Annotated in this window: 14 protein-coding genes and 1 pseudogene; 14 read left to right on the forward strand and 1 reads right to left on the reverse strand. The window is 39.5% G+C overall.

Going from position 1 to position 15,258, the window contains the following annotated elements:
• Positions 1–163: 163 nt before the first annotated feature.
• The 8 genes from J2Z48_RS04215 to J2Z48_RS04250 all read left to right on the forward strand — a co-directional run bounded on the left by J2Z48_RS04215 (position 164) and on the right by J2Z48_RS04250 (position 6,946).
• On the forward strand, positions 164–319 hold the full coding sequence (locus J2Z48_RS04215) for a hypothetical protein (RefSeq protein ID WP_307251311.1): 156 nt from the start codon (positions 164–166) through the stop codon (positions 317–319).
• 125 nt (positions 320–444) lie between these two features.
• The gene (locus J2Z48_RS04220; protein ID WP_307251312.1) at positions 445–1,365 is read left to right on the forward strand and encodes an ABC transporter permease; all 921 of its coding nucleotides are present in this window, start codon (positions 445–447) and stop codon (positions 1,363–1,365) included.
• 21 nt (positions 1,366–1,386) lie between these two features.
• Positions 1,387–2,298, forward strand: a complete 912-nt coding sequence (locus J2Z48_RS04225) for an ABC transporter ATP-binding protein (RefSeq protein WP_307251314.1) — start codon at positions 1,387–1,389, stop codon at positions 2,296–2,298.
• Between the two features lie 17 nt (positions 2,299–2,315).
• The gene (locus J2Z48_RS04230) at positions 2,316–2,684 is read left to right on the forward strand and encodes a VOC family protein (protein ID WP_307251315.1); all 369 of its coding nucleotides are present in this window, start codon (positions 2,316–2,318) and stop codon (positions 2,682–2,684) included.
• A gap of 250 nt (positions 2,685–2,934) precedes the next feature.
• The gene (locus J2Z48_RS04235; protein ID WP_307251316.1) at positions 2,935–3,909 is read left to right on the forward strand and encodes a sporulation protein; all 975 of its coding nucleotides are present in this window, start codon (positions 2,935–2,937) and stop codon (positions 3,907–3,909) included.
• Positions 3,910–4,184: 275 nt separating this feature from the next.
• The gene (locus J2Z48_RS04240) at positions 4,185–4,874 is read left to right on the forward strand and encodes a phosphatase PAP2 family protein (RefSeq protein ID WP_307251317.1); all 690 of its coding nucleotides are present in this window, start codon (positions 4,185–4,187) and stop codon (positions 4,872–4,874) included.
• Between the two features lie 130 nt (positions 4,875–5,004).
• Positions 5,005–5,982 (forward strand): 2,3-diaminopropionate biosynthesis protein SbnA, encoded by a 978-nt coding sequence (gene sbnA / locus J2Z48_RS04245; protein ID WP_307251434.1) that lies wholly within the window; start codon positions 5,005–5,007, stop codon positions 5,980–5,982.
• 124 nt (positions 5,983–6,106) lie between these two features.
• Entirely contained in the window at positions 6,107–6,946 is an 840-nt protein-coding gene (locus J2Z48_RS04250; RefSeq protein ID WP_370872867.1) for a phospholipase C, read from the forward strand.
• An 83-nt stretch (positions 6,947–7,029) separates the two neighbouring features.
• Here J2Z48_RS04250 and J2Z48_RS04255 read toward each other — a convergent pair whose 3' ends face one another.
• Complete coding sequence (locus J2Z48_RS04255) at positions 7,030–8,364, reverse strand: helix-turn-helix domain-containing protein (protein WP_307251436.1); 1,335 nt, start codon at positions 8,362–8,364, stop codon at positions 7,030–7,032.
• Between the two features lie 260 nt (positions 8,365–8,624).
• Between J2Z48_RS04255 and J2Z48_RS04260 the strand changes: the two genes are divergently transcribed.
• The 6 genes and pseudogenes from J2Z48_RS04260 to J2Z48_RS04285 all read left to right on the forward strand — a co-directional run bounded on the left by J2Z48_RS04260 (position 8,625) and on the right by J2Z48_RS04285 (position 15,179).
• Entirely contained in the window at positions 8,625–8,906 is a 282-nt protein-coding gene (locus J2Z48_RS04260; protein ID WP_307251318.1) for a hypothetical protein, read from the forward strand.
• A gap of 297 nt (positions 8,907–9,203) precedes the next feature.
• Entirely contained in the window at positions 9,204–9,692 is a 489-nt protein-coding gene (locus tag J2Z48_RS04265) for a YqxI family protein (protein WP_307251319.1), read from the forward strand.
• Positions 9,693–9,723: 31 nt separating this feature from the next.
• A complete protein-coding gene (locus J2Z48_RS04270) occupies positions 9,724–10,173 on the forward strand; it encodes a hypothetical protein (RefSeq protein ID WP_307251320.1) in 450 nt (149 codons plus the stop codon).
• A 235-nt stretch (positions 10,174–10,408) separates the two neighbouring features.
• Positions 10,409–12,867 (forward strand): annotated as a pseudogene (locus J2Z48_RS04275) (heavy metal translocating P-type ATPase).
• Positions 12,864–13,688, forward strand: coding sequence for a DUF8832 domain-containing protein (locus tag J2Z48_RS04280; RefSeq protein ID WP_307251321.1), 825 nt, complete (start codon positions 12,864–12,866; stop codon positions 13,686–13,688). Before J2Z48_RS04275 ends, J2Z48_RS04280 begins: the two are co-directional and overlap by 4 nt.
• A 159-nt stretch (positions 13,689–13,847) precedes the next feature.
• Positions 13,848–15,179 (forward strand): APC family permease, encoded by a 1,332-nt coding sequence (locus J2Z48_RS04285; RefSeq protein ID WP_307251322.1) that lies wholly within the window; start codon positions 13,848–13,850, stop codon positions 15,177–15,179.
• Positions 15,180–15,258: the final 79 nt, after the last annotated feature.

Here is a 15,258-nt window from a genome sequence, read left to right on the forward strand (position 1 = left end):
TGAGATGTGGGATTAATATAAAAGTGGGTAACAGAATTTAAATTAATGAAATTTTTATTTTTAAGGTTTATTTTTAATTATGAAAAAGAATGTATGTTTGACATATAGTAGGGGTAATTGTTTCGAGAGAATCATATTTTTAACAATGGGAGCTGACGATCGTATGAACAAACAAGGGGAAGTGAGACTTAACCGAAAAATAGTAACGCAGACGAGTGGAGATAAACGCTATAACACGACATGCCAACCGATGCTACAAAAGCCACAGTTGGAGAGGGACCATTCATCAAATTGCATCTCAGATTCATTTCCGTTATGAGTAGTATATAGAGTAATATTCAAAAAATAGAATAAATCAAGTTTAAATGAAGAGAATGGAAGGGTATATGTGTTATGGTTGTATTGTAAAGAACTATAAATTTTTAGATTAGGAGGAAGTGAGTTATGTTTTTTAAGTTGATTCATAATGAAAATATTAAGACGTCTTTTCGGTTATCTACATGGATTATGTTGGGGCTCTTGGTAGTTGTTGTACTACTAAACACATTTGTGGGAGGGTATAAACAGCCAGCTGATGGACAAGCGGACTTAAAGAAGGGGATCGAGAAGAATACAGCAATACTAAATGATAAAGAGGTAGACGAAGATACAAAGGAGACGGTACAAAAGGAAATAGCAAAAAGTGAATATCTCTTGACCCATAATATCAAACCATACACGATACATACATATTTAAATGATGAACAAGGGGCGATTATTTTCTTCAGTGCTTTCTTCGGGATCATTATCGCTGCTAATAGTGTAGCAAGTGAATTCTCAACGGGAACGATTAAGTTATTGTTAATTAGACCCATCCATCGGCTTAAAATATTACTTTCAAAATACGTTTCTGCGCTGATTTCTACAGCTTTCTTACTACTATTAGGGGTCCTTCTTTCCTTAATAGCAGGTGGACTATTGCTTGGTTTTGAGGGAATCACTGCACCTCATGCTGTGATGCAAGGGGACCATCTGGTGAAGGAAACCTTCCTTTATACTTGGGGTAAAAACTTCTTGCTATCGCTTATTTTACCATTTTTTGTAATTACATTCACATTTATGATTTCAACGGTATTTCGCAGTAATGGACTAGCAATCGGTCTCTCAATGGCTGCTTATTTTGGAAGTAACATTGCCACAATATTTATGCTGAAATATACGTGGGTTAAGTATACGCCATTTGTACATACGGAGTACTTGTCTTCAGGAGAAGCCCTTATTAAGGGAATGACAACTTCCTTCTCTTCGATCGTACTAGGTGCCTATTTCATCCTCTTCCTAGCCATTGCTATGATTACTTTTAAGAAAAGGGACGTCGCCATTTAGAGAGAAAGGGGAATGGGTCATATGAAAAAAGCAATTGTACAGATAAAAGACTTGAAAAAGGTAATTAGAGGGAAAGAAATCATCAAAGGTTTAACATTTGATATCTATCCAGGTGAAGTCTTTGGTTTTCTAGGACCAAATGGAGCCGGAAAAACGACAACCATTCGGATGATGGTAGGCCTCACCTCAGTATCAGCTGGAGATATAACCATTGACGGTAACAGCATTCAGAAGAATTTCGAGAAGGCTGTTGCAAAGGTTGGTGCCATTGTAGAAAATCCGGATATGTATAAATTCTTGTCGGGATATCAAAATTTAAAGCAATATGCTCGTATGGTGGGCGCTACAGAAAGTCGTATCAATGAAATCGTGAAATTGGTCGGTCTGGAGAATGCGATTCATAATAAGGTGAAGACGTACTCTCTTGGTATGAGACAACGTCTCGGATTGGCCCAGGCACTCCTTCATCAGCCTTCTGTCCTCATTTTGGATGAGCCAACGAATGGACTCGATCCAGCCGGGATTCGTGAATTACGTGATTATCTACGGAAACTAGCCCGTGAAGAGGATATAGCTGTGATTGTTTCGAGTCATTTGCTAAGTGAGATGGAACTCATGTGTGATCGAATTGGAATTATTGAACAAGGTAAGCTGGTAAAAGTGGAGGATATGAATGAGTTTATCCATGGGGATAATCAAGAGACTCCAGTCATTTTCCAAGTAGAACCGCTTGACCTCGCAGAACGCCATGTGAGAGAGCAGTTCCCGAATAGTAAGGTAGCTATAAAAGATAATGGACTCGTCCTTTCTATTAATAGAGAAGACATCTCGGAAGTAAGTAGTTTTCTTCTTCACAATGGAGTCCGCTTATATGGTATTCAAAGCAAAGCGAAATCATTGGAAGATCGCTTCCTAGAGGTTACGGCTCAGTAAAGGAAGGGGATCGTGATATGACTTTTCAATTTCAAGGACTTGATCATATTCAGTTGGCGGCACCAGCATATAGTGAAGAGAAAGCACGTGCTTTTTTCGGTAATATCCTTGGGATGAATGAAATCCCTAAGCCAGATAATCTAAAGAAGCGTGGAGGAGTTTGGTTTGCAGTGGGGACACAGCAACTACATATTGGCATTCAAAAAGACTTTTCTCCAGCTCTAAAAGCACATCCTGCATTTCAGGTGAAAAATCTAGATGGATTGCGTGAACAACTCATTCACAATGAAATCGTCGTAATAGACGATGAACCATTAGAAGGTGCGAATCGTTTTTACGTCCAGGATCCATTTGGTAATCGCATTGAATTTTTAGAAAGAGTATAGGCTTTCAACAGTAAGCCCTCACTTCTCGATGAGTAGAGATGTGAGGGCTTATTGTTGAGTATTGAGGGTGTTTCTTCTATGTTTCAGAGAATCACCCCAGTGGTATGTACAATTTAAGATGTTCTATTGTAGCATTTTGAATCAGGGAGAATCTGAATGTGAAATTGTACTCATTTTCAACAAAAAACCGTACATAACTCGTTTTCACTTTTTGATAGAATAAAGGTATTACATAGACGGGGGTATTGATATGTTTAAAAGTTTATTTGCTAAATTTGGTCATGGTTCTGCAAAGGTGGACTTAATATTGGATAAGCAATCTTTTACACTGGGAGAGGCTGTTAGTGGAAGCCTTATGATTCAAGGTGGAGAGGTAGAGCAGAAGATCAACCGAATTGATATCGATTTCGTAGTGAGTATTCGAAAAGATGGTCATGAATACAAACAAGTGATTCAAACGTTTCCGTTCCATCATACATTTCATATTCAACCTTCAGAGAGACGCACTTTCCCATTTTCGTACACAATGCCTCATAACTTACTTGTATCAGGTTCTTCAGTGGCGTATTTCTTTAAAACTCGTTTAGACATCGCAGGCGGAGTTGATTCTTCAGATCGTGATTTTGTTCACATTGATCCTCCAGTCCGTCTTCAACAAGTCATCCATGCGTTCCAACAACTTGGTTTCCACGAAAAATATGATTCACGTTCATTTGACGGATATATGCAAGAATTTGCGTTTGCACCAACTAATTATTTCCGAGATAAAGTGCAGGAAGTAGAATTTAGAGCCGCGATCGAAGAAGGCGGAATACGGTTACTTTTAGAAGTTGATTTATACTCATTCTTTGGCGAAAGGGAGATCAAGCGCGAAATTTGGCTTACGAATGAAATGCTAAATCAGACTTCGGACTTGGTCCAGCATTTAAACCAAGTGGTTACAGAGATCGTGAACGATCCAAGTATGTACTCTCAAGGATATTCAGGATATTTTCACCATGGACAAAACGCACATCATGGGCATCACGGACATCGTCATCATCATTATGGTCATGGACATCATCGTAGTCATTCCTCGGGTGGAATGGGCAAAGCTGCGATGGGGGCTATCGGAGGCTTTGCCGCGGGTATGATCGCAGCTGAAGTAATGGACGAGGTCTTCGATGGTGCGGAAGATTTGGCAGGCGGATTTGATGACTTCTTTGGCGACGATGGAGAAGTGTAAAGCTGTAAGATTTTTCGAACAAAAAACATTCATTTCTCGTTTGAGGAATGGATGTTTTTTGTTTGTTGATTTCTGGGTATACAATATTAGATTTGTTGTTGATGTATTATAGTATTATATTAACTTTATGAAAGTAGGCAGTTCTTAAGGTATCTTACAAAATAGTAAGTTAAGCGTAAGGTTATCATATGGTTTTTAGTAGAGATTCCATTTACTATAGAGTGGTAGAAAACGGATTTACTTGTTTATATCAACAATGAGGGGGGACAAAATTTATGATAAAAACACTATTTACAAAGTCTAATTTAATAGCGCTTGCTTCCATTTTGTCGATCCCATTGCTAGGACTTATCTATCAATTTCTAAATCGTCCACAGGAAAAAGTATATAGTTTAGTAACGAGTTTCGATCAACAAACCCCTCTACTAAAAATATTTGTTATACCCTATATGTTTTGGTATGCTTTTGTGTTTATTACGTTGCTTTACTTAATGTTTAAAAATCGCAAGGTTTATTATGAAACGTTATTGCAATATAATCTCGGACTATTAATTTGCTATAGTATTTATATCATTTATCAAACGCATGTACCGCGTCCTGTAGTTGAGGGAAATGACTTTTTGAGCCAAATGTTGCAATGGATTTATCAGAGTGATGCACCTTATAACTGTTTTCCGAGTATCCATGTTCTGACTACCTATGTGGTAATGAGAGCGGTTCTGAAAATAACGGATGTATCCCGCTTGGTGAAAATCTTGACAGCAGTGATGGCTTTTCTCATTATTGCTTCGACTGTATTCATTAGACAGCATGTGATCTTAGATATAGTAGGTGCAGTTCTGGTAGTGGAAGGATTAATGGTGCTTACATTATTAGTGAAACAAAGTCGACGGAGAGAAGTTTTTGTTGCGGATCAACGGATCGCAGATACAAGTACTTTCAAGACGTTGAAGCGTGGGGCATAGTAAGCTGGAAACTGATAAAACATGGTTGTATTTATGCAACTATGTTTTATTTTTTTGCATATACATATTTTGATGACCTTTTAACATAAAAAATTCTCAATAATAGGAGGGTGTTGTTGAGGTGAATAATATGAAATCCTTTTCAGGAGATGATTGGGTACCTCCTATTATGGGTTCTTATATGGATGGTATTGGCCATACTCCGCTTGTGCGGTTGTGTTCTCTGTTTCGAGAGACAAGTATTTGTTTATATGCCAAGCTTGAGATGTTAAATCCTGGCGGAAGTATGAAGGACCGTCCAGCGAGGTATATCATTGAGCAAGGTCTTCGTGATGGTACTTTTCAACCGGATACTCATCTGATTGAAAGCACATCAGGGAATTTAGGGATTGGTCTTGCGTTGGTGGCCCAGTTTTATGGGTTGCCCTTTACGTGTGTAGTGGATCCCAAAATTACAAAAACAAACTTGCACATGCTTGGTTGCCTTGGAGCCCAGGTCGATATGGTTCATGAACCTGACGAACATGGTGGATACTTACAGACACGGATTCGTAGGGTTCAGGAGTTATTAGAAAAGATCCCTAATTCTTCATGGGTAAACCAGTATGCAAACCCGCTAAACTGGCAAGCTCATTACTATGGTACAGGGAGTGAGATTGTAAAACAAATCGACGGTTCAATCGATTATTTGGTTTGTGCGGTGAGCACGACGGGGAGTATACTAGGGATTTCGCGCAGAGTAAGAGAGGCGTTTCCTGATGTGAAAGTGATTGCAGTCGATGCGGTCGGATCGGTGATCTTCGGTACTCCTTCTCTTCCACGGGAACTCCCGGGAATTGGTGCCAGCCGTGTACCTGAGTTGTTTACGCCTGATGAGATTGATCAAGTGATTCATGTAAATGATCGGGAATCAGTTGAGGGTTGTTATCGGTTATTGGAGCGAGAGAGGATTTTTGCTGGAGGATCATCTGGCTCGATTGTGGCGGCACTGCAAAAGCTAGTGCCCCAGTTGCCGAGTCATTCTAGGGTAGTTACGGTACTGCCAGATCGTGGGGAGAGGTATTTGGATAGTGTGTATGACAAGGAATGGGTGAATAAGCTCCCTTAGCAACGAATTAATTCTGAATGATGAGTTAAATAATTCTTTTGAATCGTTTATAATGAAGGTGAATCTATCAAATGATAAATGGGTAGATTGTAAGAGTTCATTGTAACGCGAAGGGGAGAGCTTTGTGAAAAGTAAGGGTAGAATTATGTTTGCTAGTATACTTCTAGTAGCAAGTACCATTTTTCCGCTTCAAGCAGCAGCAAGTGTAGATCCTTCTCATTCTATAAACCCTAATTGGACAACGGGTCATCCACACGAGGAAGGAACAAATTCTCATCTGTGGATTGTTTCACGAAGTATAGACATCATGACAGGAAGTAATGAAGTACAGTCGCAAGAAGTATCGCTGTTGAAAAAATGGAAAGATGATCTGGCACAAGGTTTATATGATGCAGACCATATCGTAACGTATAACAATTTTGGAACGTTTAGCTCTCACTTTTATGATCCTGATACGGGTAGTAGCTACCTACCGGGTGTGAAAACGGCTAAAGAAACAGGGGTTAAGTATTTCCACATGGCTGGAGAGGCGTATCGAAGCAAGGATGTAAAACAGGCTTTTTATTATCTGGGATTATCCCTCCATTTCTTGACAGATTTGACCCAGCCCATGCATTCATCAAACTTCACAAGTGCGACGATGCCATGGGGGTTTCATTCTAAGTTTGAGGATTTTGTAGATAGTTTTAAAGAGAATTACAAGGTTACAGATCATGTTGGATACTGGAATTTTTCAAATACGGCTGAAGGTTGGCTACATAAAGCGGCTGTTCAATCGAAAAAAGATGCCCCAGGGATCTTAAATTCTCAAGTTTTTGATTGGTATACGAGAGCGACTTTCTCGGATTATTATGCGGCAAAGTGGCGGGAAGAAGTGATTCCGACTGCTGGAAAAAGACTGATCGAAGCACAACGTACGACGGCTGGGTTTCTTCATTTTTGGTTTGAGACGTATGTGAATTAATATATCTAAACACAAAAAAAGAATGGCTAGTGATTACAACAATCTAGCCATTCTTTTTTTGTGTTGTCTTTTTAGAAAAGTGGTTAATCATCTGGTGGGTCGTTTACAAATCCGAACATACCAATCCCTCCTTGGGTAGTGGATTTTATAAAGATAGAACGGAATAATTCCAAGTATTCCTCATGTATAGACATTTTTAAATGATGAGATATATCTAATAATAAGGTTAGAGTATATCTAACCATGTTGTCAAGATTCAGTCTAGTTGCTATCCTCCGAGCGGAATCTAGGTACTGTAAAGCAGATTCCATCTTTTTTTGATGATAATGTGCTTCTCCCATAGCGGTGAGAGTTTTTGCGTGGTAGTAGTCATCACTTTTGGAAAGTGTTAATGCGATTTCTAGGTGCTGTTTTGCATCCTCAAACTGTCCTTGTTGCAGATAGATCTTTGCTAGTTGTATATAAGTCGTAGAAGCAAGGACTTTTCTTCTGATTTTTGATTGAAGTCGGTTTGCCTCTTCAAAGTAAACCTTAGCCACCTGCAAATTCCCCAACCTTGCAAATGCGTATCCAATGGATGAAAGAAATTCAAAAGTACGGTCGACGTTTTTTTCTAACCTAGCTAAATCAAAGCCAATTTTCGCAATCTCTACAGCTTCTTGAAAACGTTCTTGTTTGATAAGAATTTCGCTTCTAATCTGATACAGATTAAGACGCGCGTCTGAAAACTCTAGATAAGAACGATCATCCCAGTATTTTTCAATAAGATTAAGTGCTTCATTATCTCTATCCATTTTCTCTAAAATGGAAGCTTGGTTAATTCGAAGCAACATATAAGTATAAACACGCTCGCCTTCTGTTCGAAAAGCATCAATCCCTCGATGGATGGCTTGTATTGCCTGTAATAATCTGTTTTGTCGATGTAAAACCTGTGAAATTCCATAGTAACTAGATGATACTAGATTGTGATGTAGAGACTTCCCCGATTCAGTAGCGATCTTTATTACAGCGTTGTAGTATTTGATAGCTAGATCGTACTGCTCATTCATTTTAGCGTGTTTGGCTCGGATGTGGGTTGCATACATCTCCAAGTTGGTATTTTTTCCAAAAAGATGTACTTGCTGTGATTCTATTTGACGAAGATGTTCCATAGCTTTTGATGGGTTCTGAGTAAGTTCCCACTCAATGAGCTTGATGTACTGGGAGATATCAAGTTCAATTGGTGCAACCTCTTCACTTAGAAAATTTTCTAAATGAAGCTTGAATAAATCACAAACCTTTTGAACCTTGTCCCGATCTACCCTGAAGTATCCTTTCTCAATGTTATACAAGTGAGAGGATGATATACCTGTCTCGATGGAAACGTCGTCTTGGTGCATTTTTCGAGCGATCCTAGCCTCTTTAATTGCTTGAGCCAGTAATTATTTACTAAAATAAGTGCCATTTTTTCACCTCATTTTGGAGCGGCGAGAGGATTCCAATGGAATGTGGAGCGCAACAGGTTGTATGGGAAAGGGTAGGAGTTAAAATACAAAGAAGTATATTGGATTCCTTTATCTCAACTGCATAAATTGTAGATAATTCCAAATTTTTGTATTTTTATCGTAACATAGTAGACTATAGTCAGGAAACATCCTAGTAGATAATTGCGAAAGCTTGATAAAGAGAGGGGAAAAACATGCTACGGTTTCATATCAAAGCCAAGTCTTTAGAAGCCTTAAAATGTTCTAGATTAGCCTTAAAACAAGTATTTGACCTGGAAGAACGTCGGACCACCCAATTACCTGACGAAACTACGGAAGCAGTCTATGTTGCTACACGTAGAAAGACAGAGCAGACACTTGTTATCACAACTGACACGAAAGTGAAGATTTATCTACCAAACATCACATGGAAAAAATTCGAAATGGACAACAACACCATTTTTTATGGACATGGGTATGATATTTTTTCCGATTAGACTTGTTTTTCCCTCATTTATCTAATTTCGCCATTTATTTACTGATAACCTGTTCTCAGACTTTACCCTCTATCATGTTAATTGAGTTAGGAGGAGGCACGACCTTATGTACAGACTGTTTGTAGGCGATCCGCCTTTAGAAGCAGGAATCTAGTTGCTTTGATGTATGGGGTCTATCCTTACGGTATTTTCACTGGTTGCTTCATTATGTAAATGATGTAAATGCGAGGGATGTAGAAGAATTAATGGCTCATCCTTCGTATTTTTTTATTCAATTTAAAAGGAGTTTTGAGAGAGATGAAAAAATTTATCTTAACAGTGACACTTGCTACTTCCGTTTTGTTTACTGGTATAGGTACAAGCTTGCAAGCCTTTGCATCAGAAACGAATGCTTCTCCTGTTATTCATGCAAAAACAGATATACCTACAAATGTACAACTTGAGCAACAACTACAAAATGGTAAAGGAGATATAAACCAAAAAGGCGTAAAGAGCTACCTTACAAAATTGGCGGCACAGCTTTTAGCTTCCGCCATTCGTCACGGTGGTGATTTACTTGGAAAGCTTTTAAAGGAATTGGACGACGATGTTGCTAAAGCATTCTCAAAGAACTCAAGGTCTATTGCCAACTATATTGACGAGATTGCTGAGATTCCCGATGTGACTACCCGTATCATCAAGGAAAAGTTATATTATTTTCTGGTGGGTACTTTAGGGATGAATGGTGGTTATGCACAGCAAATAGCTAATACTGTTAAGTGGATCATCGACAATTTGGTGCTATAAATGAGGTGATAAAGTGGATGATAGGTTAAGAATGGAACGCTTAAAAAAAGAACTTGAAGAAGCCAAAGAAAAGTACGTTGAAGAACCCTTAAGCGAGTTGGAGCTACTAAAAGAAGAAGTAGCTCAATTAAGAGAAATGGTTGAGTACCTATCTTTTTCGAAAGTGACAAATGAGAAGTACGCTTTTTGGGACTGGTGTGTTCGAAACAAGGTGTATGGAAAGAAACAAACGTATTTCGGACTAGTTAAGTCAATTCTAGTTGATCGCCTTACAGGTCAAGAGCCTTTCAAGAAAAACATTCCCGGGGTATCTATGGACATGCTATATAGTCCCCAACCCCCTACTTATCAAGAAGCGAAACAATTGTTTATGGAAGTGCTTGAAATTCGAAACGAAGAGACGATTGAAGAGCTTTTTCAAGCATTACACAATCAAGGTTTATCCAAAGATTTGACCGTCTTGTATCCTCATCAGCTTTAAAGGGACTCTATACAAAAAATCCGCTAGTTTTCCTTAGCGGATTTTTTGTACTAATCAACAACCAAATTAATGAATACAGAAAAAGAATCCCCACTAATCCTGCAATGATAGCTCCTTCTTTACGTGCAGTTTTTCACTTTACATACCCTAATGGGGTATAATAGAATCGTAATATACCCCGTTAGGGTATGATGATAGTATCTAAGAAAAAATAAATATAGAGGAGATAGATGATATGATTCAAATTCTACAAGTAGAGGGTATGTCTTGTAATCATTGTGTGAAGACGATTGAAGGGGCATTGGAGCAGATTGGAGTAAAGTCGAACGTTGATTTAGCAGGTAAATCTGTAACAGTGGAGTTTCATGAAGGAAAAGTAACTCTTGAGCAGATTAAGGATGTAATAGAAAATCAAGGATTTGATGTGGTGTAGGATATGAGGTAGAAGATATGAATGGAGGTGTGAGTATGACGAAGCAAACAACCTCGTTTCAAGTGACAGGAATGACGTGTGTTGCGTGTGCCAATCGAATCGAGAAGGTATTAAATCGATTAGAGGGTGTGGAGATTGCAGCTGTTAACTTTACTTTGGAGACAGCTAAAGTCGAGTATACTTCAAGTGTTGTGTCATCAGAGGAAATTATAAAGAAGATTGAACAAATCGGCTTTCAGGCAAGGATAAACGAGGAAGATAAAAAGCAGATGGAAGATCGCCTACAAGAGACTGAGAAGCAGAAATGGCGATTTATTGGGTCTGCTATATTATCGCTTCCGCTTTTTTGGGCGATGGTGAGCCATTTTTCCTTTACTTCATGGATATGGGTACCTGATATTTTGATGAGCCCATGGTTTCAGTTTGTATTCGCTACGCCTGTCCAATTCATTCTCGGATGGAATTTTTACGTGGGTGCTATAAAAGCTTTAATGCATAAAAGCGCCAATATGGATGTGCTCGTCACCCTAGGGACTTCCGCCGCGTATTTTTATAGCGTCTATCTGACATTTACAAGCTTTTCGCAAGTAGGGCATGATGTAGAGTTGTATTACGAGACTAGTTCTGTATTGATTACGTTAATTATCTTAGGAAAATGGCTGGAAGCGAGGGCGAAAGGGCGATCCTCCGAAGCCATTCAGAAACTGATGGGACTGCAAGCGAAATCGGCTCGTGTGATTCGAGATGGGCAGGAGATATTGATTCCCACGGAGCAAGTAGTAGTTGGGGATCAAGTCGTCGTAAAGCCGGGGGAAAAAATCCCGGTTGATGGAGAAGTGGTAGATGGACTTTCGGCTGTTGATGAATCGATGTTAACGGGTGAAAGCATCCCGATAGATAAAAAAGTGGGCGACACAGTGATTGGAGCCACTTTAAATAAAAATGGTTTGCTGATCATACAAGCTACGAAGGTCGGAAAAGGGACCGCTTTAGCCCAAATTATTAAAGTAGTCGAAGAAGCGCAGGGGTCTAAAGCATCTATCCAACGGATAGCAGATCGAATTTCAGGCGTGTTTGTTCCAATTGTAGTGGGAATTGCTATGATCACATTTTTGATCTGGTATGTTCTTGTGGATCCGAATCAATTTTCAGGTGCTCTGGAAAAAGCAATTGCTGTCCTTGTTATCGCTTGCCCGTGTGCATTAGGCTTAGCGACTCCCACCTCGATCATGGCTGGTTCGGGTCGAGCGGCAGAGATGGGGATTTTATTTAAAGGTGGAGAATATCTAGAGTCTACTCAGTCTATTGATACAGTCGTGCTGGATAAAACCGGTACGATTACAAATGGGAAACCCATTCTCACAGATGTCATCTTTACAGATGAATGGGATGAAGATTCGTTTTTATCGTTGGTAGGTACTACTGAGAGGAATTCGGAGCATCCCTTGGCGGAAGCGATTGTGGCAGGTTCGATAGAAAAAGGATATAAGCTGGGAAGACCAGAGGAATTTGAAACGATTCCGGGGTATGGTGTCCGTGCGCTCATTCATGGTAAAGAAATCCTCGTTGGAACAAGAAGATTGATGAATCAACATCATATTGCGTTTCAAGAAGCGGACGAGAGAACGATGTCTAACTTGGAGAGCTTGGGCAAAACGGTGATGATCGTTGCTGTTGAAAGTAAGTATGCGGGTTTGATTGCCGTAGCGGATACGGTCAAGTCTACCTCTCTTGAAGCGATTAGACGTTTAAAAGAGCTTCATTTAGAGGTGATTATGGTAACAGGAGATAATCAGCGTACGGCACAGGCGATCGCGGATCAGATTGGAATAGATCGTGTGATGGCAGAAGTGCTCCCAGCTGGTAAGGCTGATGTCGTAAAGGAGCTACAAGAAAGTGGCCGTAAAGTTGCGATGGTCGGGGATGGGATGAATGATGCTCCTGCATTGGTAACGGCAGAAGTAGGTATGGCGATTGGAACGGGTACAGATGTTGCGATGGAAGCAGCCGATATTACCTTAATTCGGGGTGACTTGGGTAGTGTTGCGGATGCGATGATGTTGAGCCGAAAAACGATGGTAAATATCAAGCAAAATCTGTTTTGGGCACTTGCTTATAACATGCTTGGAATTCCTATTGCGGCACTGGGTTTGTTAGCCCCATGGTTAGCAGGAGCGGCGATGGCATTTAGCTCGGTCTCGGTTGTTTTAAATGCCCTACGCTTACAACGAGTTTCTTTTAAAGAGGAGAAAGTATCATGAAAAAATGGTTCATGCGAATAAGTTGCTTGTTTCTAGTTGTAGCTTTAGTAGCTTGTGGAAATGCAAGCAATGATCCACCATCCAAGCCTGTTGATTCTCATGTTAATCATAAAGCAGCAGAAGAAGATAAGGCTGAGTTACAGACTCATGTTGAATGGTCTACGACGATTCATACACCGAAATCATCTGGTGAAATTAATATGAAAATCATGGATGACTCTGGGAAGACCGTACCTGAATTTAAGGTAAATCATGAAAAGTTGCTTCATCTAATTATGGTGAGTGATGATTTATCTTACTTTAATCATGTACATCCAGAGTATAAAGGAAATGGCGAATTTACGATTCATACGCAGGTCCCTAAGGCGGGTAAATATAAACTCATTGCTGATTATATTCCAAAAGATGGGGCACAGACGATTCAAACCTATATGTTTACGGTTCAAGGAGATGTAAAAAAAGAAGCTATCCAGCCAGATCAGAAGCTTGTAAAAGTGGTGGATGGACAGGAGATCAGTCTTCAGATCTCTCCAGAGCCGCAAGTGAATCAGCAAACGATGCTTATTTTTCAAATGAAAGACTCGATCAGCAAACAAGGAATTACAGATCTACAACCTTATCTAGGAGCAGTTGGACATGTGGTTATCTTAAGTGAGAATATGGAAGAATACTTACATGTCCATCCGGTGGATGAAAAAAGTACAGGACCTGAGGCGAAATTTCATACGGCATTTCCGAAATCAGGAACCTATAAAATATGGGGACAATTTAAACGTAATGACAAGGTATTTACAGTACCTTTTGTTGTAAAGGTTTCCTAATTATTTATACAAATAAAAACTACCTTCTATGGTAGTTTTTATTTGTATAAATAATTATACTATTTAAGAACCATTGACTAAATCAGCCATCGCTGATACATTTATTTCTAATTGCTTTAGTTCGATAAAATATAATCATAGAAGGGAATGGAGAACTAGATGCAGCAACAGACTGGGTTGCGGAGAGATTTAGGATTTATTCATGCTTTTTCGATTGTAGTAGGGTGCGTAATTGGTTCTGGTGTATTTCTAAAACCAGGTGTGGTTTTAGGATATACAGGAGATTCAACTATTGCTTTGTTAGCATGGCTATTTGGTGGAATTATTACGATTGCATCGGGCCTTACGATTGCTGAATTGGCTGTGAAAATCCCGAAAACGGGTGGACTATATACCTATATTGAAGAAGTGTATGGATCGACTTTAGGTTTCCTAAGTGGATGGATGCAAACAGTTATCTATGCACCCGCACTGATTGGAGCCTTAGGACTGTACTTTGGCTCACTGTTAGCTCACTTTTTCTCATGGTCCGAAAGTTGGCAGACAGCTATCGGAATTATAACCGTGTTGTTTTTAACAGGAATGAACTTATTAGGAGCCCGCTTTGGCGGATGGATTCAAACGGTTACTACGTTTGGTAAGCTGATTCCGGTTTTCTTAATTACGGTATTTGGATTATGGTATGGAGACTCTAAAGTTCTAGGTGTTTTATTTGAATCGAGCCAAGAGTTTAGTTTCTCTTCAGCGGTACTTGCTACCCTGTTTGCATATGATGGTTGGATCTTAGTTGGTTCGGTCGCGGGAGAAGTGAAAAATCCTGCGAAAGTATTACCAAAGGCCATTACGGCAGGACTCTTACTGATCATGGCTACCTATATGCTAATTAATATTGCAATTCTGCATGTACTACCTGCGGCTCAAGTGGTCTCTCTCGGTGAAAATGCTGCTGGAACAGCATCCACTATCTTATTTGGAGACTTTGGCGGGAAGTTACTCAGTATTGGGATTTTAGTATCAATCTTTGGTAGCTTAAATGGTAAAATTTTAAGTATGCCACGTGTACCTTATGCGATGGCAACTCGTGGACAATTACCTTTTTCCTCGGTATTTGCATTTGTTTCGAAGCGATTTGGGACTCCTGTGAATTCTATTTTCCTCATTACTGGGATTGGAATTATTTTTATGTGTGCCCTAGATTCTAATCGCTTAAGCGATATAGCTACGTTTTCGATTTTTACATTCTATATCTTTGCCTTGATGGCGGTGTTCCGCTTACGCAAAGGGAGCGAAATGAAGCCTGGCGAATATCGTGTACCTTGGTATCCGTTTGTTCCGTTAGTGTCGATATTGGGTTCTCTGTTTGTCGTATTTAGCACACTGTGGGAAAAGCCAATGGATAGCTTGATATCGATTCTACTTACTTTAGTAGGACTCCCGTTATTTTGGTATCAACGTTCCAAAGTTGAGAAGAAAGAAGTTTCATCTAATTAATAGGAATGTAAGAATTTAATAGGAAAATGAAGCCCTTCTAAGTGATTTGTTGGAAGGGCTTGTCTTTATATGAATAATG

It is taken from the genome of Croceifilum oryzae, assembly GCF_030814315.1.
Classification (GTDB): Bacteria; Bacillota; Bacilli; order Thermoactinomycetales; family Thermoactinomycetaceae; genus Baia; species Baia oryzae.

Excerpts from the sequence above, each read along its gene's own strand:
- J2Z48_RS04265 (WP_307251319.1), top strand. The coding sequence starts at position 9,204 with ATGAAAAAATTTATCTTAACAGTGACACTTGCTACTTCCGTTTTGTTT.
- J2Z48_RS04225 (WP_307251314.1), top strand. The coding sequence starts at position 1,387 with ATGAAAAAAGCAATTGTACAGATAAAAGACTTGAAAAAGGTAATTAGA.
- J2Z48_RS04270 (WP_307251320.1), top strand. The coding sequence starts at position 9,724 with ATGGAACGCTTAAAAAAAGAACTTGAAGAAGCCAAAGAAAAGTACGTT.
- J2Z48_RS04220 (WP_307251312.1), top strand. The coding sequence starts at position 445 with ATGTTTTTTAAGTTGATTCATAATGAAAATATTAAGACGTCTTTTCGG.
- J2Z48_RS04215 (WP_307251311.1), top strand. The coding sequence starts at position 164 with ATGAACAAACAAGGGGAAGTGAGACTTAACCGAAAAATAGTAACGCAG.
- J2Z48_RS04260 (WP_307251318.1), top strand. The coding sequence starts at position 8,625 with ATGCTACGGTTTCATATCAAAGCCAAGTCTTTAGAAGCCTTAAAATGT.
- J2Z48_RS04230 (WP_307251315.1), top strand. The coding sequence starts at position 2,316 with ATGACTTTTCAATTTCAAGGACTTGATCATATTCAGTTGGCGGCACCA.
- J2Z48_RS04235 (WP_307251316.1), top strand. The coding sequence starts at position 2,935 with ATGTTTAAAAGTTTATTTGCTAAATTTGGTCATGGTTCTGCAAAGGTG.
- sbnA (WP_307251434.1), top strand. The coding sequence starts at position 5,005 with ATGAAATCCTTTTCAGGAGATGATTGGGTACCTCCTATTATGGGTTCT.
- J2Z48_RS04285 (WP_307251322.1), top strand. The coding sequence starts at position 13,848 with ATGCAGCAACAGACTGGGTTGCGGAGAGATTTAGGATTTATTCATGCT.
- J2Z48_RS04280 (WP_307251321.1), top strand. The coding sequence starts at position 12,864 with ATGAAAAAATGGTTCATGCGAATAAGTTGCTTGTTTCTAGTTGTAGCT.
- J2Z48_RS04240 (WP_307251317.1), top strand. The coding sequence starts at position 4,185 with ATGATAAAAACACTATTTACAAAGTCTAATTTAATAGCGCTTGCTTCC.